The sequence below is a fragment of the Frankia sp. QA3 genome, from assembly GCF_000262465.1.
Classification (GTDB): Bacteria; Actinomycetota; Actinomycetes; order Frankiales; family Frankiaceae; genus Frankia.
In genome coordinates this window covers 712961-732247 of sequence record NZ_CM001489.1, presented here as the reverse complement: position 1 = coordinate 732247, position 19287 = coordinate 712961, and the positions used below count along the sequence as shown (strand labels likewise).

Below are 19287 nucleotides of genomic sequence, written 5' to 3'. Positions count from 1 at the left end.
GCGCGCAGGGGCGGGCAGGGACATGATGCGACCCCTTCCCCCGGGCGGAGCGACTATTCCGCCCGCGGCGCCCCGCCTCCCCCACACCTGCCTCCCCCACACTTCCCGCGGCCGCGCGCGAAGGGTGCCCCGGCGCCGCGGTACCCCCGCGCGGGGGGTGGCTCGGCGCCGTGTTCGGCGCCGCAGCCCCCGTCAGTCGTCCTCGTGGATCTGCTGACTGAGGTAGTTGGCCGCACCGAGCTGGGAGATCAGCTCCAGCTGGGCGTCGAGCCAGTCGATGTGCTCCTCCTCGGAGACGAGAATCTGCTCCAGGAGCACCGCCGAGCCTATGTCGCCGCGCTCGCGGCTCAGCGCGATGCCGCCGCGCAACACGTCGACGGCCTCGAATTCGCCGGACCGGTCGATCTCGAGCTGCTCCGGGACCGTCTCGCCGATACGCAGCGTGTGCAGCCGCTGCAGGTTCGGCAGGCCGCCGAGGTAGAGGACCCGCTCGATGAGCTGGTCGGCGTGCTTCATCTCGTCGATAGACTCGTGGTAGTAGTGCTCCGCGATCCGCCGATAGCCCCAGTTGCGCTGCATCCGGCTGTGCAGGAAATACTGGTTGATGGTAGTGAGTTCATTCGTCAGCACACTGTTGAGCAGTTCTATGATTTCCGTGTCACCACGCGTCGCCATCGGTTCCACACCTTTCCGTCTACTGTTTCCAGCCAGACGTCCCACACCACGCCGGGGTGGCTGGCTGTTCCGGTCGCCCCGGCGGCCCGCGACCGGACACCGACCATCTGCGACGACGGGGACACAGATCGACCGGACCGGGCAGGCTTACGAACCTCCAGGCACCAGCAAATCACAAGGATGCGTAATTCGCAGGGAGCCGCCACTCCCGACCCGTCACAGCCTTCGGAACATCAATACAGGTAAGGCTGCCCAAAGTTAGGAGAACCTACCTGGAGGTGGTGTGCGCGTCGGGGACGATCCACCGCAATCACGGCCGGGTTCGCCCACCGCCGGGGCGCCCGGAAATCGGCCCGACGGCGCCCCGTCGCGCCCCGCAATACCGGGGCTGGGGCGAGCTCAGCTTCCGGGCAGGCGGACCAGGCCGAGATAGAAGTCGTCGATCCGGTGGATGGCCTGGATGAAGGCGTCGAAGTCGACGGGCTTGGTGACGTACGCGTTCGCATGCAGGCTGTAGCTGCGCAGCACGTCGGCCGGAGCCTGCGAGGTCGTCAGGACGACCACCGGGATGGTCCGCAGGGTCGGATCCTCCTTGATCGACGCGAGGACCTCCCGGCCGTCCATCCGGGGCATGTTGAGGTCGAGCAGGATCAGGTCCGGCCGGGCCGCCGCCGGATCGCGCAGGAAGCGCATCGCCTCGACGCCGTCGGCGGCCACGTGCAGCTCGTGGTCGAACCCCCGGTCCGTCAGCGCCTCGGTGACCATCAGCGTGTCACCGGGGTCGTCCTCGACGAGCAGGATCCGCAACGAACGAACGGCGGTGGCGGACACGATTCGCCTCTCCTGGCGTTCGTCGGCGTCTCGGGTGAACCGGCGCAGGGGTCGCCGGCCCGCGGGCACGTGCCCACGATATCGAGCCGGCGCCCGACCCGACCGGGTCTGTCCGCGGGCCGTGGTCGGCCTGGCCCGGTCGGGCGGCGGGCCATCCGCCACCGCTGGTCACGTGGTGTAACAATCCCGCCGCGACCTCCGCCGCGCGGAGGTGGCTGGTTCGCGCGGTGGGTACCTGCCCGGCCGCCACCCAGCCAGCCCGGGTCGGTCAGGAGGAGCCGCGTTCGATGTCCACGGGCCAGCGCGCCACCGCCGTCCTGCTGCTGGTCTGCGCGGTGTGCGGCGCGGTCGGCCTCACCGAGTTGCGCCATGCGCTGGACTACCCCGAGGTGCTCAGCGCGTCGGCGACCGGCACCCTCGCGGTGGTGCGGGAGCACTGGCTGGCGATCGGCGTCGGTGTCGTGCTCGCCGGCGTCGCCGCGGGTCTGCTGCTACCGATCACCGTCGGGATCGTCCGCCTGCTGCCGCGCGGTCCCCACCGCCCGCTGCTGACCGTGCTGGGTGCGGCGACCGCCGGCGCGCACCTCACCGGCCTGCTGTTCTGGTTGATAACGGTGCCGGCGCTGGCCCGGCGCGCGGCGATCCCCGCCCAGGCGGATCATGCGTCCGCCGTCTTCGACACCGCACGCACCCTGTTCGGGGTGATGGTCGGTGAGGTCCTCGCCTGCCTGCTGACGGCGAGCTGGACGGTCGTCCTGCTGACCCACGCGGCGCGGGCTGGAACGACCCGGCGGCCACCGGTCCGGTCGGCGCTGCCGAGACCGGCCGCCGTGGCTCTCGCGGGCTGGGGCGGCCTCGCCGCGGGGGGTGTGCTCGGGGGGGTCCTGCTGCCGTTCGGGGTGGACGCCGCAGTCACCGGCCGCGTCGTCGGGGAGCTGCTGTGGTACCTGTGGCTGGTCGGGCTGGCGGTCGCCGTCTGGCATCTCGATCCCGGCTCGCTGGTGGCGGACCCGACCGCAACGGCGGAGCCCGGCGGGCCCGCGTTGCCCGCCGCACGGGTGGTCAACGGCCCGGCCCATCCCGGCGGGGGCATCCCCGGCCCGCCCTTCGACAGCCTCCCCTCCTGGGCCGCCCGCTCCTCCGAGGGCACCCCCTCCCCTCCGATTGCCCTCCCCCCCTCGGACACCACCCCCGTCACCAGACACACCCCCGTCACCAGGCACACCCCAGCCGCCAGCCACACCCCAGCCGCCAGAAACGGCCCAGCCGCCGAGATCGCACCGGTTGCCGAAACCGCACCGGTTGCCAGAACCGCCCCACCCGGCGACATCTCACCCGCCGAGGCCGTCGCCGGGCGCGGCGCTCGACCCCGCGAGCCGAGGTCGGCCGACGACGCCTTCTTCGACGCGGCCACCGAGATCTCCTGGGAGGACCCGCCCGCCGGCGACAGCGCCGACCCCGAGCGCCGACCGCTGCGCGCGGCCACCCAGCCGGCGGGGCGGCTGCTCGGCGACGACGCGCCCACCGACCCGGCGGTCGGGGTGCCCGCCAGCGAGCACTCCGACCGGGCCACCCGATCAGCGCCGCTGGATGGTCGGACCGGAACAGGCGGAACGGACGGGACGGGCGGGACGGGCGGGACGGGCGGGACGGACCCGGAGGCCACCGGGTGAGGCGTTTTGGTCGGTTGGTGGTCCCGCCCCAGGCGGAGATCGTGCCCACGGTTGGCTGGCAGCCCTGCAAGGCCGCGAGCGGGTTGGGCGGTCGGGATGACGGCCGCGGCGGGCCCCGCAACCGTCACGTCAGGCGCAGCGCGTCGACGACGGCGCGGGTGTCCGCTCCCAGGGCGGCGGCCCGCGCCCGCCCGGCCTCCCCAGCACCGGCCTCCCCAGCACCGGCCTCCTCCGCGCCGGCCTCCTCCGCGCCGGTCCCCATCCGCGGCGGCCGCGGCGGCCGCGGCGGCAGGACCCTCTGCATCCGCCCCGCCTGGTGGACCGTCCAGCCGTCCCGATCGCAACCGGTGACGGTCCACGGCGCCGGGCCGGCCGGGTCCACCCTTCCTGCGGGCAGGCCCATCCCCCTGGCGGGCGGTGCGGCCACCCAGGCGGCCACCTCCCGCATGGCGACGTCGAGCAGATGGCCACCGCCGCCGAGCACGGAGGCGGCCGCGGCCAGCGCGGCGAACAGGCCGGTGAGCGGGTCGGCGATGGCGTCGCCGCAGAACACCGGATTCGCGGTGTCGCCGCGGCCCGAGCGGTCCCAGGCGACGAGACCACCCGCTACCGCGGCGTCGTCGCCGAACGCGACGGGGTCGGGGCCCGAGTGGACACCGGTGTAGGCCCGCCCATAGCCGGTGATGCTCACCCATGTGCGCCCCGACCGGGCGGCGACGAGCTCCGCGGCGTCGAGTCCGAGCTGGGCCAGGGCACGCGGCCGCGACGATTCGATGACGACGTCGGCGCGCTCCACCAGGCGACGCAGCATGGCCCGGCCGCCCGGGGTCGTGAAGTCGAGGGCCACGCTTTCGTGGCCGGCATGCAGCCAGTCGTAGAAGTCCGGGTCGCCGCGGCGTGCCCCGTCCGGCCTGTGCACGCTTTCGACCTTCACCACGCGCATCCCGATCTCACCGAGCAGGTGCGCGCACAGTGGACCCGCCCACATGGCGGACAGGTCGATGACCAGTGGCGGTTCGGTCCGGACGCCCGCCGCTCCCCCCGCGGCCCCGCTGCGGGGCCACGTCGACGGGGACGACGCAGGCCGGGCCGGACGGGAACCCGGTGTCGGCAGGGTTCGGACCGGCGTGGGCCGGCGGGGCCCGTCCAGCTCGGCGGCCGGGATGGCGAGCAGCCGCGCGAGGTCGACCACGTCGACGGCCGGTCGGGCGGCCGCCGCCGCGCTCAGGGCAGCCCACGCCTGCTCGACGGGATGCAGGCATGGGTCGGCCGAGACGAGTCCGACCTGATCCCCGAGCGCACCGACGAGGGCGTCCACGGCGTCCACGTCGTGGGGGCGCGCGAGGTTCACGGCGATCCAGCCGTCCGCGGCCGGCAGCAGACGGCAGCTCCCGTTCGCCGACCAGGTGCCCCGGCGGTGCAACCCCAGCAGCGCGGCCCGGCCGCCCAACAGCGTGGCCACATCAGGCCGGACGGCCCGCCCGAGCTGCCGGGACAACGCCGTGAACAGCCGGGCCGCCGCCTCGGCGCGGCCAAGCACCGGCCCGTCGGGAACCAGCGGGGCCCGTCCGGGCGGACCCGTGAGCCACATCAGCCCGCTGGCCGCCCAGCCCAGCGCGGCGGGCAACCCAGGTGTCCCCGCGGCTCGGGCGGCGTCCGGCGCCGGTGGGCCGACGGCGACCGGCAACCCCTGGCCGGCGAGCATCGAACGCAGCTCGTCGAGCAGCGTGCCGGGTGCGGGCTCGACCGGGCCCGCCGGCCGACCCGCCCATCCGGCTCGTCCGGCCCGGGCGGCGTCGGCCGGAGGCGTTGCTGGCGACGACATCACGGCTCCCTGCGCGATCACGATTCCTTGCGCGGCGGGGTCCCCACGCGGGGGGTGTTCCTACCGGCGGTGCCTCTACGCCGGCGGGGTCCCACGCTGGCGGGGTCCCCACGCGGCGGGGTACCTACCCGCGTTGCCCCGACGCGGCGGTGCCGGCAGGCGGGTCAGTGCCTGTCGGGGGTCGTCGTGCCGGCCGCTGGAGTCTCGCCGCACTGGACGACGACGAAGCCCCCCCGGCCGGAGTACTCGATCTGCGCGAGCTCCCCGGAACTGCGCCCCACGAGATTGCCCATCTTGAAGGTGGACACGACACGGGTGCGCACGCCCGCGGTCCAGGCCACGGCCGCGTCCCGGTCGACACACACCGGCTCGTCCGTCGGAAGCACCAGCGGGGAACCCAGGCAGAGCACGGCCACCCCGCCGGTGCCGGAGACCTCGGTGTTGAACACCCCGCCGGCGATCATCGCGCCGATGCCGCCCGAGGTCGTGGTCACCTTGTAGCGCACCCCGGCCTCCAGCGCGAGCAGGCTGCGGCCGTTGACCGTCAGGCTGTCGTGGTCGAGGGTGAAGATCGAGATATGGCTGCCCGACTCGGCGAACCAGACGGTCCCGCGGCCGGTGACCCTCATCAGGTCCTGGCCCTCACCGGTCACCGCCCGCCGCAGGAAACCACCCACGCCCTGCCCCTTGTAGGCGAAGTCGAGCCGCCCCCGGTAGGCCACCATCGACCCCTGCTTGGCGTACGTCTCCCCACCGTCGAGGTGGACCCGCAACATCCGGTCGCCCTCCTCCAGGGCGAACGGGGGGCCCACGGGGTGACCGTTCGCGAACTGTCCCAGCGGGTGTGTCATGCCTCCATTGAACGCCCCGCCACCCACCCGTCCGGGCGATACGTCCCGATGCCGTCGCCTTCCCCGGCTGAACCGGGACGGGCTCGGCCGACGGGACCGCACTCACCCGTCCTCGACCGGTTGCGGTGCCGGGCCGTACGGTTCACCGAGCCCGGATCGTGTGCAACGCACCGCAACGAGCAATCCGCACCGCAACGGGCAACTCGTTTCACCAAGACTGATCAACTGCGCTGTGTCGGCCGGGGAGCGAGCTGGTCCGGCCGGTAGATCTCGGTGTCATGCGTGACGAGGCGACGGTGAGCGAGGAGCTGTGGAAGCGGCTGTCGCCGTTGATCCCGGCGCGGGAACGGCGGTTGCGCCATCCGGGTCGGCTGCCGGTGGACGACCGGGAGGCTCTGGAGGGGATCTTGTGGGTGCTGCGCCACGACGTGCCGCGGCGGGAGCTGCCGACGACGCTGTTCGAGGTGTCGGGGATGACCTGCTGGCGCCGGCTCGGGACTGGGCCGAAGCCGGGTCTGGTGAGATGCCGACCTGGTTCCGGGTGCTGTGGCAGGTCGATACGGCGTGGCAGCGGGCGACCGAGTCCGAGACGGTGGCGATTACTCCTCGTTCGGCGGTTGAACCCGCCGAACAAAGCCGGTTGGTCGATGAGTGCCGGATTCAAGCTGCTCGCCGCGGTGCGAGCAGCGGTGCCCTCCACCATGTCGACGGAGGACGTGAGAACGTGAGAACGTGCACCACATACCCTCGACGTTCGCGGCTATGACGTCGGCCCGCGAGGGTCCCGCGGGCCAGCGCTGGATCGACCGACTACCCAGCCTCATCGACGATCTCCTCACCGACTGGGGCCTTCAGCATGTCGGTGAACCGATGCACGGCTTGGTCGGCCTCGTGCTGCCCGTGCGCGAAGACACCGGGGAAGAACGCGTCCTGAAGATCTCCTGGCCGGATGAGGAAACCCGTCACGAGCCGACCGGCTTGCGTGCCTGGGCCGGCCGCGGCGCGGTCCTGCTTCTGGCCGTCGATAACACCCGCAACGCCATGCTCCTCGAGCGGCTGGACGCCACCACCACCTTGCAGCACCAACCCATCATCGAGGCTATCGACGCCGCGGCATCGGTCCTGCGGCAGCTGCACATCCAGGCCCCAGCCGGCCTCCCGACAACCACGGAGACCGCCGAGCGGTGGCATACGGCGCTGGCCCGCGAGTGGCGCCGGCTCGGCAAACCGGGTCCCGCGCACCTCATCGACGCCGCGACGCTGACCTGCAACGACCTCGCGCACGAAACCGAGCAGGCGGCCCTACTTCACGGCGACTTCCACTTCGCCAACGTCCTGGCCGGCAGCCGACAACGCTGGAACGCCATCGACCCCCAACCTCTCTCCGGAGACCGCGAGTACGACCTCCTGCCCCTTCTACGGAACCGCTGGCCCGAGATCGTCGCCGGACAGGGAGCCAGCCGCGGAGTCCGCTACCGGCTGGACGCACTCTCGGAAGCCGCCGGACTGGACCGAGCAAAGGCCCGGCGCTGGTCCTTCGTCCGTAGCGTCGACGACGCACTGTGGGGCCACGCACACCACAACGTCCAGTTCGAAGCCATCGCCTGGGAGATCGCGCAAGCCCTTTCCAGCTAGCCCGACCACGCCCGCCCCGCCAGTCAGCGGATCAGGATGCGGCGAACCTGACGCCGACATCATCGAGTTCCGTCAGGAGAACAGCAGGGGCCGCACTGTCTACCGGCCAGGCCTCCAGGCTATGTTCCTCGACCGGTTCTTCCACAAAACCACGTCGACTGGCATCGTCGCGTCCGCGCGCGTGCACCCGAACTCGGTATCTTCCCGGACCGCTGCCGGCCAGGTTTCCGAGGTCCGATCTTATCTCGAGCTCGGAACTCATCACCCCGATCCAGCCCGCAGCTGCGACGATGTCCACCTCGGCGACGATATCCCAACCTGGTTCCATCTGCGCACGCCCGGCGAGGGCTCGAAGGAGTATGCGCACCGGGCCCATGTCCGTCCCACACATGACCTTGATACCGTTTTTGCCGATCGCAGCGACGAAGCCGTTGCTCTTGTCGATCGACATGTCATAGTCCGGCCCGCCGACCAGATAGTACCTGTATGGATTTACGTATATCAGCGTCGACCTGTTCGGCATGCCCTCAGGAGGAGTTTAGAATTAGTTGGATCGCCGAGGGGTGTCGCGTAGGATGTCGTCGATCCTGCCATTCCCCCTTCATACCCGGATCCATGTTCCTCAAGTAGCATCATTCTTCGGATCTCGTCTGCACCAAGTCCTCGATCGTGAAGAAATATGAGCTACTCCCTCCACGCTGCAGCGGACCGGGCACCCACTATGTTACAGGACTGCTCGAGAGCTTTCTCTGTCATCCGGATAGTGCGGCGCGAGAAATAAACTCCGACAAGCGTAGCCGCTACAGCAATAAAGTTTCCAATCAGCGCGGCAATCGCTGTCGCTACGTCCCAACCGTCACTCATGCCGCCTCTCACTCACAGACTACGAGTACCGCCGCTGACGTCCGCGTACTTCCGCCGAGCTGGTCATGACCATACTGCCGCGTCCGGCCGGATGTCTGGGCGGGGCCCCGACCGCCGGTGAACCGCCCGGTGGACCCGCGCGGCGACGGCGGCACCAGCGCGACAGCGGTGCCTCAGACCAGCATGAATCGACCCCGCGCATGCCCGGCAGCTCGCTGGCCCGGGTACCGTTGCCGACCGCCAGCGCCAGGATCGCCCGGTCCCGTCAACGGCGCGATGCCCGCGCACGGCGCAGCCGCTCTGCGCACGACAGAAATCAGGCGCGTCGATGGTGTGCGCAGCGCGGAAAGAGGGGACACATCGGCTATTCAGATTCCTTCGGTGAAACGGTGTGCTATGCGAGCTCTGGGCGCGGTGGCCGCGTTCTGTACCGTCCTGCTCGTCGGGGCCGGGGTCGTCGGCCGGCAGGCTTCCGCGGACGGCCGGTGGGCCTACGTGGCGGTGGTCGTCCTCGCCGCGGTGGCGGCCGGCCTCGCCGCGCGTCTGATCCCCGGCCGCCACCACGGCGCCGTGGAGCTGGACTGTCCGCGCTGCCGCGGCGAGGGGCAGGCCTTCTACGGCACGGGCCGCGAGACCTACCGGCGCCGCTGCCGTGCCTGCCACGGGCGGGGCTCCGTGCGGCGTGGCCGGGCGGGTGCGGCCCGCTGGCCGGTGCCGGAGGCAGCCGACGACCCGTCCGCCGCGCCGGCGGAACCGGCGATGAGCACATCGTCGACCCGTTGAACGCGATGGGCCCCAGGCGGGAGATGGTCCGGCCGGACGTGGCGACACTGCCGCGCCCGGCCGGATGTCTGGGCGGGGCCCCGACCGCCGGTGAACCGCCCGGTGGACCCGCGCGGCGACGGCGGCACCAGCGCGACGGCGGCACCAGCGCGACAGCGGTGCCTCAGACCAGCATGAGCAGCATCCCGCCGGCCATGACCAGCCGGGACGCGACGGGGGTGATCGGCGCGGGGGCGGCGTCCCAGGCCGGCCGGACCCGGCGCAGCAGCGGGCCCCCGACGGCGGCGACCGCCGCGACGGTGAAGACGACGGCGAACCAGCCGGACAGGTCGCCGAGGTCACCCACCGGCCACCGGCCCGCGCGGGCCATGCACGCCATCGCCAACGCCTCGACGACGAGCATCGAGCAGCATGACCAGCGAGCCGGCTCGCAGCACGCCGGGTTGGTCAGGACGAGGACGAGGAACACCCCGGCGAGGGCGAGATAGATCAGGGCGAAGGCCGCCGAGGACGCCGCCCCGGACGGATCGGCGAACATGACGACCATGCCCACGGCGATGATCGTGTGGCCGATCTCCACCGGCACGAACGCGGCCGCCCGGCCCCGCAGCACCCGGCGGACGAACGCCGGGACGTGGTGCGCCTGGCCGTCGTCGGTGACGATCCGGCTGGCGTGGAACAACGCGACGATGCCGGTGGCGACGGCGGCGGCCAGCGCCACGGCCGCGGGAAGCTGCTGCGAGGACAGCGCCGCGGGGTGGTGGTGCGTCACCGCGGCGGGCGGCAGGTGCCGGGCACCCGGCCGCATGTCCGCACGGTGCCCCGGCCCGCGACCCACCCGCTCCCCCTGCGGGGCAGGCCGCCGGGCATCTCAGCCCACGCCCAGGGCGAGTTCCGCGTCGACGAGCTCGGTGATGCGGCCGGCGCGCGCCTCGTCGACGATGACCTGCAGCTGCTCGACGCTCATCTGGATCCGCTGCCCGAAGTCATCGGTCAGCACGATGCGGCGCTCGGCGGGCGCCTCATGGTCGACGAACAGCTCCGGACAGCCACAGCTGCACTTTCCGCAGAAGGTCAGGACGTGACGGGAGCTCTCGGCTGCGGGCATGTCGACTCCTGGATCGGAGGAGGGAGCGATGGCGCCAGTTTAGGATCCACAGATCCAGTTGTCCGTACGTTCACCAAGTTTCCGGAAGTTGTCGTTTTGTTCACTAACGTTTGCTCATGGACGACCGCCGCGCGTGCCGGCGGGCGGATCGGCGCCGTCCGGACCGGGCGCGCGGTCGGCGGCGCCGCCGGAACCGCCCGACCCGCCGGCCGCGGCCGCTAGCGCGGAGGCGAAGGCCCCGCCGCCCATGTGCGGGTAGTCGTGTACGACCGGCGGGCACAGGTTCTCCTTGACCACCCGAGGGCTGACCCAGCGCAGGAGGTTCTGGGCGGAGCCGGCCTTGTCGTCGGTGCCCGACCGGCGCGCCCCGCCGAACGGCTGGCGCCCGACGACAGCACCGGTCGGTTTGTCATTGATGTAGAAGTTGCCGGCGGCGAAGCGCAGCAGGTCCTCGGCCCGCGCGATCGCGGCGCGGTCGGTGGCGACGACCGCGCCGGTCAGCGCGTAGGGGGACGTCCGGTCGACCAGACGCAGGACGTCGTCCCAGGCGTCCGGCCGGGCGTCGTCGTAGACGTGGACCGCCAGGATCGGGCCGAACAGCTCGCGGGTGAACCACTGCCGGCCCGGGTCGGTGCCGAGGAGGATCGTCGGGCGCACGAACCAGCCGACCGCGTCGTCGCACTGGGCGCCCGCGAGCACGGTGACGGTGGAGTCGCTGGCGGCGCGGGTGCAGGCGGCGGCGAGGCGGTCGTAGGCCCGCGCGTCGATGACGGCGCCGGTGAAGTGGTCGAAGTCGTTGACGTCGCCGACGGACAGGGCCTCGGTGGCCGCGGCGAGCTCGGCGTCCATCCGCCGCCACAGGCTCGCCGGGACGTACGCCCGCGACGCCGCCGAGCACTTCTGCCCGCTGTACTCGAACGCGCCGCGGACCAGCACCGTGCGCAGCACGTCGATGTCGGCCGAGGGATGCGCGACGACGAAGTCCTTGCCCCCGGTCTCCCCGACGATCCGCGGGTAGGAACGGTAGCCGTCGAGGTTGTCCGCGACGGCCCGCCACAGCCGGGTGAACACGGCGGCGGAGCCGGTGAAGTGCACGCCGGCCAGATCGGGGTCGGAGAAGACGACGTCGCTGACCGGCTCCCCCGAACCGCCGACGAGGTTGATGACCCCGGGCGGCAGGCCGGCCGACTCCAGCAGCCGCATGAGGAAGTGCGCGGCGAACGCCTGGGTGGGCGCGGGCTTCCAGACGACCGTGTTGCCCATGAGCGCGGGCGCGGTCGGCAGGTTCCCGGCGATGGCGGTGAAGTTGAACGGCGTGACCGCGTAGACGAACCCCTCCAGCGGGCGCAGGTCGAGGCGGTTCCACTCGCCGGCGGCGCTGCGCGGCTGGGCCTGCTGCAACTCGGCGGCGAACATCACGTTGAACCGCCAGAAGTCGATCAGTTCGCAGGCGGCGTCGACCTCGGCCTGCTGGCAGGTCTTCGACTGGCCGAGCATGGTGGCGGCGTTGAGGGTGTCGCGCCAGGGTCCGGCGAGCGCGTCGGCCGCCCGCAGAAGCACCGCGGCCCGCCCGGTGAAGCCGAGCTCGCGCCAGGGACCGGCGGCCTGTTTCGCCGCGGCGACGGCGGCGGCCGCGTCGGCGTGGGTGCTCTCCCGCAGCGTGCCGAGTACACGGCGGTGCGCGTGCGGCTGGACGACGTCGCGCGGTGGCCCGCCACCCGGGCGGCTGTGCCCCCCGATCGTGTTGGTCAGTTCGAGATGCTCACCGCCCAGGCGGAGCAGGGCCCGGCGCAGACCGGCACGCTGCGCCGAACCCGGGGCGTAGGTGCGGACCGGTTCGTTGTCGGCCCCGGGCACCCACCCCGCGGCCACGCCTGCCGGCACGGCTGCCTCCCCTCCCCGCGCCCGCCGGGCGCGGCCTCACGAACCGTGCTGCCGGCTGCCCAGCGCCCGCACGGCCAGCAGCAGGTTGGCGGGCTTCTCCACGAGCCGCCGCGTCAGGTAGGGCACACTGTCCGGCCCGTAGGGCAGGTACACCCGCACCGTCGCCCCGGTCGTGGCCAGTCGCCGCTGCTCACCGGGGCGCACCCCGTGCAGAAGCTGGTACTCGTAGGTCGCCGGTGTGCGCCGCAGCTCGGCGACCAGCCGGCCGGCGACGCCGATCAGCGCCGGGTCATGGGTGGCGATCATCGGATACCCCGGGCCGGCGAGCAGGATGCCCAGGCAGCGCGCATAGGCGGCGCGGACGGCCGGACGCCCGCGGTGCACGGTGCCGGCCGGCTCCCGGTAGGCCCCCTTGCACAGCCGCACCCGCGAGCCGGCTCGGGCCAGGTCGCGGCAGTCGCCCTCGGTGCGCAGCAGCTGGGCCTGCAGCACCGCGCCGACCGACGGGAAGTCCCGGCGCAGCTCGACCACCGTGTCCAGCGTCGCGTCGGTGGTGGTGTGGTCCTCCATGTCCACGGTGACGGTGGCGTTCACCGCCGCCGCCCGGGCGCAGATCTCCGCGGCGTTCTCGTAGGACAGCTTGCGGCCGTCGCGCGGCACGGCCTGACCGAGGGCGGACAGCTTGACCGACACGTCGAGCCCCGCGGCGATGCCCGCCCGGTCGGCCAGGTCGAGCAGCCGCCGGTAGGCCAGGACCGTGGCGAGCGCGTCGTCCGGCCGGGTGACCCCCTCGCCGAGCAGGTCGACCGACGCCAGCAGGCCGCGATCTGCCAGCCGCGCGGTCGCGGCGACCGCGTCGGCATCCGTGGGACCGGCGACGAACCGATCGACGATGCCGGCGGCGACCGGCCCGCGGGTGAGCAGGGCACGCGCCGGCGGGCTGGCCACCAGCCGGGGAACGAGATGGCGGATCACCTCGACTCTCCGATCTCGACATCATGCGACGACACGAGCACACCCAGTAGCCTTTCCCAAGCGGCGCATCCTGTCCAACCGGCGGGCGGCGGCCTCCGAGCCGGGCCCACTGCCTCCGATGCGGGCATGGCATCAGCCCGACCGTTCGCCCCGTAGGACTCAGCAGGCGATGTGTCCCCGGCGTGTCCTCGGCGTGTCCCCGGCGCCCACGCCATCACGACCGCGCCGGGTGGTTCCAGACCACGACGCACCCGGTCGCACGCCGGTCCCCACAGGGGCGGACACCAACTCGCTCGCCCAGGAACGAAGGAATCGACGTTCGGGTTATCTCACGCCAAACCCCCGCATCTCCACTGACGTCTTCCGGGCTTCCCCCGGGATGGTCGTGGTCACAGCCGCCGTGGACGGGCTGGCCAATCACACGGCGCGGTCCCGCGTCATCGCCGCACGCTCGGGCTGAATCGTGGACGCGTCCTGGGAGGACGCCCAGCCACCGCGGAGCCCGGGCCGTCCCGGCGCGCCCCGCGCCCACCAGGTAGCCCGGGGAGGCGACCGCCAGTCGCGATCCACGAACCCGCGAGGATGAGCAGGAAACCGACGGCGGTCATTCCCGTCAGACTCTCGTTCAGGAAGACAACTCCCAGGACGACCGCCACTGCGGGATTCACGTAGGTGAAAACAGTACCCCGGCTCGCGCCGACCTCGTCGATCAGCGCCAGGCAGGTGAACCAGGCGAGCGCGGTGCACACCACTCCCAGCACCACAATACTGGTCTGCGCCTTCCAGCCCGGTAGCGTGCCCGGAACGCGGAAGGCCACCACGGGAAGCAGGACCGCGGCCGCCGCGACGCACTCCACGGTGACCACTCCCAGCCGCGGAAGATCCGCGAAAGGCCTGCGCCGTACCAGCAACGCGCCCAGCGCGTAACAGCCGGCAGCGAAAAGGATGAGCGCGGCACCCACCAGGGACGCCATGTCACCCACCACGTCCACGCCCACCAAGGCGGCAACACCGCCCAGACCGAGCCCCAGACCCGCCGCGCGGGTCCGCGAGATACGCTCCCCGGCGAGATGCGGCGCGAGCAGGGCCACAAACACCGGTTCGGCCGCGATCAGCAAGCTGGTCAGTGCGGACGCGACATAGCGTTCACCGATGCTGATGCACACGAACGGAACACCAATCTGCACCAGGCCGAGCACCGCCACCCGCAGCCAACATCCCCGGAAACCGACTAAGGACTTTTTCCCCAGCGCCATGGGAAGCAACACCACGACCGCGACGGCGAGCCGGCAGAAGGTGACGACGACGGGATCGACCTCGCGGACGGCGACCTTGATGAAGAGATAGGGAACGCCCCAGAAAAGGGCCATCGCGACAAAGAGCAGCCAGCCACGTCGGCTCACACCAGCCAGACTAGTCTGACGGCGGAAATTCGGCAGCAACAGCGACGCGACCAGGCCGAAAGCTGGTGCTATGGCGAGAGCCGCGCAGGCGGACACGCTTGGCGGGGACTCCGCGCCACTCCGTGGAGCGGCACAGATCCGTCCCTGGCTGGCCGCGGTGGCCGCGCGATGTAGCGCCTCAGAGCCGGCGCAGGTTCGTCAGGACACGGTCGAGCAGCGCCATCTGGGGCGCGCCGGTGGGCATGGTGAGCTGGGAGATGTCGACGAGGCGGTCGGCCGCCGCGTCGGCGACGAGGACCCGGACGACACCCACCGGCAGGCGCAGCGACGCGGCGATCTCGATGACCGACTGGGGCTGCACACACATCGCGACAATCGACTTCTGTTCGAGCAGCAACGCGGGCAGTCGGGCCAGACCGAACGGCGTCGTGGTGACCATGGCCTCGAGCGCGAGCAGGCGGGACGGCCGCGCGCGGCCGCGGGTCGCCGTGTACGGCCGGACGAGTTCCCCCGACGGCTCCACCGCATCCCCGTTCATCCGTTCACCCCCTTCCCGAGGCCATGGCTTGTCGGTCACCAGCGGCCGGTCAGCGTCACACGCTCTCTCGCGCGTCGGCCCGCCGGGCCGGGGTCAGTGCCTCCCGGGTGCGGGCGACGAGCACCGTCATCTCGTACCCGACCAGGCCGATGTCGCAGGTGCTCGTGGCGAGCACCGCCAGGCAGGACCCCTCACCGACGGCCATGAGCAGCAGCGACCCCTGCGCCATCTCGACGACCGTCTGGGTCACCGAGCCGCCGTCGACGAAGTCCGCGGCCGCGAGGGTCAGACTGAACAGCCCCGAGGCGATGGAGCCGAGCTGCACCGCCCGCTCCCGGGGGAAGCCGCTGCACACCGCGAGCAGGTGACCGTCCGAGGACGCGACGATCGCGTTCGCCACACCGGGGACGAAGTCGACGAAGTTGTTGATGAGCCAGTCGAGTGAGGGGTTGTCCGGATCCGCGTCGGTCACGGCTGTCCTCCAGGCTGCGGGTTCGGGGTGGACGGGGAATCGGGGTCAGGGTTCGTGCGGACGGGGCTCGGCTGGGCTCAGCCGCCCCCATCCTCGTCCTGCGCGGCGGCGGGTCTGCTCCCCCGGGCGTGGTGGATCCCTTCGTAGAGCCGGCTCAGCCGCCCGCGGATCCGCTCGGGCGCGATGCCCGGGTCGGTCGTCGGCGACGACGACGCGGCGGATCCGAGGAACAGGCTCGGGGTGGCCGCGCCGCCGGCCTGCCCCGCCGGCGGCCCGGGTGGGATCTGCCCGGGGATGGGCACGGTCTTCGGGGTCCGGATCGGCAGTCCGGAGGCGGTGGTGGCCCGCCGCGGCCCCGCAACCGGCCCCGTAACCGGTCGGGGAGACGGCCCGCGCTTCGCGGTGGCGAACGGCTCCGGTCCAGCAGCCTGCTCGGACTCCGGCACGGCGAGCCGCCCCGCGTCCGGAGCCGGCGCCGTGATCGGCTCTGGCACAGCGAACCGCTCCGGCTCCGGCACGACGAATGGTCCCGGCTCGGGGATCGACTCGGACACCGTGACCGGCCCAGAGACAGCGACCGGCCCAGAGACAGCGAACGGCTCAGAGACAGCGAACGGCTCAGAGACAGCGAACGGCTCGGCAGGCCCGGCCGAGGCGCCGAGCGCCCGGGAGCCGGCGAGCAGTCCGGCGGCGTCGAGCACGCGGGGCGCCGCGAGCGGCTCGGGAGCCCACCGGTCGAAACCGTTTGACCGGCCCGCGGGCGGGACCGCCCGGCCGGCAGGCGCGGGCACCTCATCCCGGACGAACCAGTTGAACGGCTCGGCCGGCTCGTCGAGGGCCGGTGACTGCGCCCCGGCGGCGGCATCCTCGAGGTACGCCCACAGCCCCGCGGGCGGCGACGTGGCGGCCGCGGCGGCCCACGCCGGCTGCTGCGCCGGGGCCGTCACCGCCGGGAACGCGGGCGGGTGGGCGGTCAGCGCGAGGTCCACGTCCACGTCGGCGTCGGCGGTGTCCGCGGCAGGCGGGTCGCCGGGCGAGGCCGCGGTCGGCAGGGCGGCGGGCACGGTGGTGGCCTGGGCCGGCTCGACCGCGGGCGTCGCCGCGTCCCCGGTGGTGCTCGGCTCGGGCTGCGTCGCGCCGACACGCTCGCGCCGGATGGCCGCCCGTTCGCGTCGTCGGTCGAGCGCGGCGACGGCCTGCGCGATCGACGGCAGGTCTGCACCGCTCCCGGCCGGCCCCGTCGCGACGGGGCCGGCCGGTCCACTCCCGGTGGGCTGGTCGAGGCCGGCGAGGCCAGCAAGGCCGGCAAGATCGGCAAGATCGGCAAGATCGTCGTCGATGCGGTCGAGGCCCCGCGGCCGGAACCATTCGCCGGTCGGCGTGTACGGGGCGAAGCCGCGTGCCGCGGGGTCCGGGCCGGCGTCGAACCCCGCTGGAGCGGACCCGTCGGGCCAGGCCGCGCCGTTCTCGGCCTCGGCGGGCTCGGATGCCCCCGCCGGACCGTGGCCGGCCACGGGATCAGGGCCGGACGCGGAGCTCTGGCCGGCCTGGGAGCTCTGGCCGGCCTGGGAGCTCTGGCCGGCCTGGGAGCTCTGGCCGAAGCCGGGGCCGTCGCCGACCGAGGAGGTGTCGCCGAAGGCGGCGGAGCTGTCACCGAAGGCGGGGTTGGGGCCGTTGTGGCCGTTGGGGACGTTGGGGACGGCGCGGCGCGGCAGCGGATCGGCGGACCCGCCACCGATCGTGTCGTCGACCAGAGGGCCGAGCGGGTGGGGAGCCGGCGCGTCGAGGGGGCGGCGCGCTGGGCCGGCGCGGGCGGGCGGGCGTCGACGGGGACGGTGCCGCCCGCCATGAGCAGCGCCGCCGGCAGCCGCACGGCCGCCCGCACCCCGCCGGCGTCCGAGCGGCTCAGCCGCACCTCGATGTCGTGGCGGTCGGCGAGGCGGGCGACGACGAACAGGCCGAGACGCTGGGCGATGGAGAAGTCGAACAGCGGCGGGTCGGCGAGGCGCTGGTTGACCGCGGCGAGCTCGCGCTCGGACATCCCGAGCCCGCCGTCGTCGATGGTGATGAGCACTCCGCCGGCGTCGAGGGTGGCGGCGAGGTCGACGGCCAGGTACGGCGGCGAGAACTGCGCGGCGTTCTCCAGCAGCTCGGCCACCAGGTGGACGACGTGGTTGACGGAGTCGGCGGCGATGCGCGCGTCCGGCACGTCGACGATCTGGACCCGCTCGTACTGCTCGATCTCGCCGAGGGCGGCCTGCAGCACGTCGCCGAGCGGCACCGGCCCGGCGCGGCGCCGCCCGGGCCCAGTACCGGCGAGGACCAGCAGGTTCTCGCTGTTGCGGCGCATCCGGGTCGCCAGATGGTCGAGCCTGAACAGGTTCTCCAGCTGCAGCGGGTTCTCCTCGGCGGCCTCCAGCCGGTCGATGAGGGCGATCTGCCGCTCGATGAGGCTCTGGCTGCGCCGGGACAGGCTGAGGAACAGGGTGTTGACGTTGCGCCGCAGGCTTGCCTGCTCCGCGGCGAGGCGCACCGCCTCCCGCTGCAGTTCGTCGAAGGTCCGCGCGACCTCGCCGATCTCGTCGCGGGAGTCGATCCCGATCGGCCGGATCGTCGTGTCGACCTGCTCCGGGTTCGCCGTCTGCAGCTCGGAGATCAGGCGCGGCAGGCGCGTCTGGGCGACGTCGAGGGCGCCGCTGCGCAGGCGGCGCAGCGGGGCGGTCATCGTCCGCGCGATCGCCAACGTCCACATGATCGCGCCGACGGTGATCACGAGGATGAGCGCGCCGATGAGGGCGGTGCGCTGCCAGGCGGCGGAGCGCAGGTGCTCGGCGGAGTGGGTGACGTTGTCGAGCAGGTCGGACTCGACGGTGCGCAGCAGCTCGATGTGGGTCGTGCTGGCCGCGAACCACTGGTCGGGATCGATGCCGAGGTCGGTCAACCGCTGGCGCTGGACGGCCCGCTCGGAGATGCGCTTGACCGTCAGCACCGCCTGCCCGTTGACGATCTGGTCGAAGCGGGCGCGGTCGTCGGGGCGGGCGGCGGCGCGGAAGGCGTCCTGCGCCGTCTGCTCCTGGGCGATCAGCCCGGACAGCCGGTCGGAGGCGCCGAAGGCGAACCGCTGCGCGAAGCTCGTGGCGAACAGCTGGCCGCGGATCTCGGAGTCGATCTCCTTCAGCGTCGACACGTCGTTGAGGACGGTCGCGGCGTAGCGCAGGTCCTCGTCGTCGCGGTCCTGCCCGATGCGGCCGTCGAGGTCGAGCAGGTCGGTGATCGTGGTCGAGTACTGATTGAAGATCGCGTCCAGGGACAGGCCGCCGGTCCGCACGGACCGGCGCAGCGCGGGCAGCCCGGCGATGCCGCGCTCGACCCGGTCGGTCACCCGTCCGGTGCCCGCGCCGAGGTCGCCGGCGGAGGAGCGCAACGTGCCGCGCAAGCGGCCCAGGGCCGCGTCGACGGCCCGCTGCTGACCGTCGAGCCGGCCGATGAGCGACGTCCGCGGGCCCGCCTCGCGGCCACTGCCGATGAACCCGGCCGCGAGGTCACGCTCCAGCTGGAGCTCGTGCACCGTCGCCGTGACGTCGCGGCCGAGCTTCGCCGCGGTCACGTCACGGCCATAGCTGGCGGCGTTGGACAGCCAGGTCACGCCCAGGAGGATTCCGAGCGCCAGGAACGCCGCCGTGGGCACGGCCAGCGCGGCGAAGAGCTTCCCGCGCACGGGCAGGTCGCGCAGGCTCACCCGCCGGCGTGGCCGCGACCGGGTGCGTCGG

18 protein-coding genes are annotated in these 19287 nt (G+C 72.8%); 4 read left to right on the top strand and 14 right to left on the bottom strand.

What is annotated here, in order from left to right:
* Positions 1-192: 192 nt before the first annotated feature.
* Positions 193-675, bottom strand: a complete 483-nt coding sequence (bfr, locus tag FRAQA3DRAFT_RS02910) for a bacterioferritin (protein ID WP_009737569.1) — start codon at positions 673-675, stop codon at positions 193-195.
* A 399-nt stretch (positions 676-1074) separates the two neighbouring features.
* A complete protein-coding gene (locus FRAQA3DRAFT_RS02905) occupies positions 1075-1506 on the bottom strand; it encodes a response regulator (RefSeq protein ID WP_009737568.1) in 432 nt (143 codons plus the stop codon).
* A 287-nt stretch (positions 1507-1793) separates the two neighbouring features.
* Here FRAQA3DRAFT_RS02905 and FRAQA3DRAFT_RS02900 point away from each other — a divergent pair, with 287 nt between their 5' ends.
* Complete coding sequence (locus tag FRAQA3DRAFT_RS02900) at positions 1794-3179, top strand: hypothetical protein (RefSeq protein WP_009737567.1); 1386 nt, start codon at positions 1794-1796, stop codon at positions 3177-3179.
* 124 nt (positions 3180-3303) lie between these two features.
* On the opposite strand, the gene FRAQA3DRAFT_RS02895 is transcribed toward FRAQA3DRAFT_RS02900, so the two are convergent.
* Together FRAQA3DRAFT_RS02895 and FRAQA3DRAFT_RS02890 are read right to left on the bottom strand one after the other, a co-directional pair.
* Positions 3304-5004, bottom strand: coding sequence for a CoA transferase (locus FRAQA3DRAFT_RS02895; RefSeq protein WP_232291890.1), 1701 nt, complete (start codon positions 5002-5004; stop codon positions 3304-3306).
* A gap of 164 nt (positions 5005-5168) precedes the next feature.
* Positions 5169-5855, bottom strand: coding sequence for an AIM24 family protein (locus FRAQA3DRAFT_RS02890; protein WP_009737565.1), 687 nt, complete (start codon positions 5853-5855; stop codon positions 5169-5171).
* A gap of 278 nt (positions 5856-6133) precedes the next feature.
* Here FRAQA3DRAFT_RS02890 and FRAQA3DRAFT_RS38365 point away from each other — a divergent pair, with 278 nt between their 5' ends.
* Both FRAQA3DRAFT_RS38365 and FRAQA3DRAFT_RS02885 read left to right on the top strand, forming a co-directional pair.
* Positions 6134-6583, top strand: coding sequence for a transposase (locus FRAQA3DRAFT_RS38365; RefSeq protein WP_083873478.1), 450 nt, complete (start codon positions 6134-6136; stop codon positions 6581-6583).
* A 34-nt stretch (positions 6584-6617) separates the two neighbouring features.
* Positions 6618-7490 (top strand): aminoglycoside phosphotransferase family protein, encoded by an 873-nt coding sequence (locus FRAQA3DRAFT_RS02885; RefSeq protein WP_009737564.1) that lies wholly within the window; start codon positions 6618-6620, stop codon positions 7488-7490.
* 31 nt (positions 7491-7521) lie between these two features.
* On the opposite strand, the gene FRAQA3DRAFT_RS02880 is transcribed toward FRAQA3DRAFT_RS02885, so the two are convergent.
* Positions 7522-7941, bottom strand: a complete 420-nt coding sequence (locus FRAQA3DRAFT_RS02880) for a hypothetical protein (RefSeq protein ID WP_157467034.1) — start codon at positions 7939-7941, stop codon at positions 7522-7524.
* 809 nt (positions 7942-8750) lie between these two features.
* Here FRAQA3DRAFT_RS02880 and FRAQA3DRAFT_RS02875 point away from each other — a divergent pair.
* The gene (locus FRAQA3DRAFT_RS02875; RefSeq protein WP_232291889.1) at positions 8751-9137 is read left to right on the top strand and encodes a cytochrome C; all 387 of its coding nucleotides are present in this window, start codon (positions 8751-8753) and stop codon (positions 9135-9137) included.
* Positions 9138-9300: 163 nt separating this feature from the next.
* Here the strand turns inward: FRAQA3DRAFT_RS02875 and FRAQA3DRAFT_RS02870 are convergent, their stop codons facing one another.
* From FRAQA3DRAFT_RS02870 to FRAQA3DRAFT_RS02835, 9 genes are all read right to left on the bottom strand, one after another.
* Positions 9301-9945 (bottom strand): DUF5134 domain-containing protein, encoded by a 645-nt coding sequence (locus FRAQA3DRAFT_RS02870; RefSeq protein ID WP_051054120.1) that lies wholly within the window; start codon positions 9943-9945, stop codon positions 9301-9303.
* Positions 9946-10008: 63 nt separating this feature from the next.
* The gene (locus tag FRAQA3DRAFT_RS02865; RefSeq protein ID WP_009737560.1) at positions 10009-10245 is read right to left on the bottom strand and encodes a hypothetical protein; all 237 of its coding nucleotides are present in this window, start codon (positions 10243-10245) and stop codon (positions 10009-10011) included.
* 114 nt (positions 10246-10359) lie between these two features.
* On the bottom strand, positions 10360-12129 hold the full coding sequence (pruA, locus tag FRAQA3DRAFT_RS02860) for an L-glutamate gamma-semialdehyde dehydrogenase (RefSeq protein ID WP_009737559.1): 1770 nt from the start codon (positions 12127-12129) through the stop codon (positions 10360-10362).
* A 36-nt stretch (positions 12130-12165) separates the two neighbouring features.
* Entirely contained in the window at positions 12166-13104 is a 939-nt protein-coding gene (locus FRAQA3DRAFT_RS02855; RefSeq protein WP_009737558.1) for a proline dehydrogenase family protein, read from the bottom strand.
* A gap of 437 nt (positions 13105-13541) precedes the next feature.
* Positions 13542-14603: a DMT family transporter gene (locus FRAQA3DRAFT_RS02850; RefSeq protein ID WP_009737557.1), complete on the bottom strand. Its 1062-nt coding sequence runs from the start codon at positions 14601-14603 to the stop codon at positions 13542-13544.
* A gap of 82 nt (positions 14604-14685) precedes the next feature.
* Positions 14686-15045, bottom strand: a complete 360-nt coding sequence (locus FRAQA3DRAFT_RS02845) for a DUF742 domain-containing protein (protein ID WP_009737556.1) — start codon at positions 15043-15045, stop codon at positions 14686-14688.
* A gap of 55 nt (positions 15046-15100) precedes the next feature.
* Positions 15101-15517: a roadblock/LC7 domain-containing protein gene (locus tag FRAQA3DRAFT_RS02840; RefSeq protein ID WP_009737555.1), complete on the bottom strand. Its 417-nt coding sequence runs from the start codon at positions 15515-15517 to the stop codon at positions 15101-15103.
* Positions 15518-15594: 77 nt separating this feature from the next.
* Positions 15595-16581: a hypothetical protein gene (locus FRAQA3DRAFT_RS31165; protein ID WP_051054118.1), complete on the bottom strand. Its 987-nt coding sequence runs from the start codon at positions 16579-16581 to the stop codon at positions 15595-15597.
* Positions 16491-19287 (bottom strand): nitrate- and nitrite sensing domain-containing protein (locus FRAQA3DRAFT_RS02835; RefSeq protein ID WP_009737553.1); only part of this gene is annotated, 2797 nt, incomplete at its 5' end. The genes FRAQA3DRAFT_RS02835 and FRAQA3DRAFT_RS31165, both read right to left, overlap by 91 nt.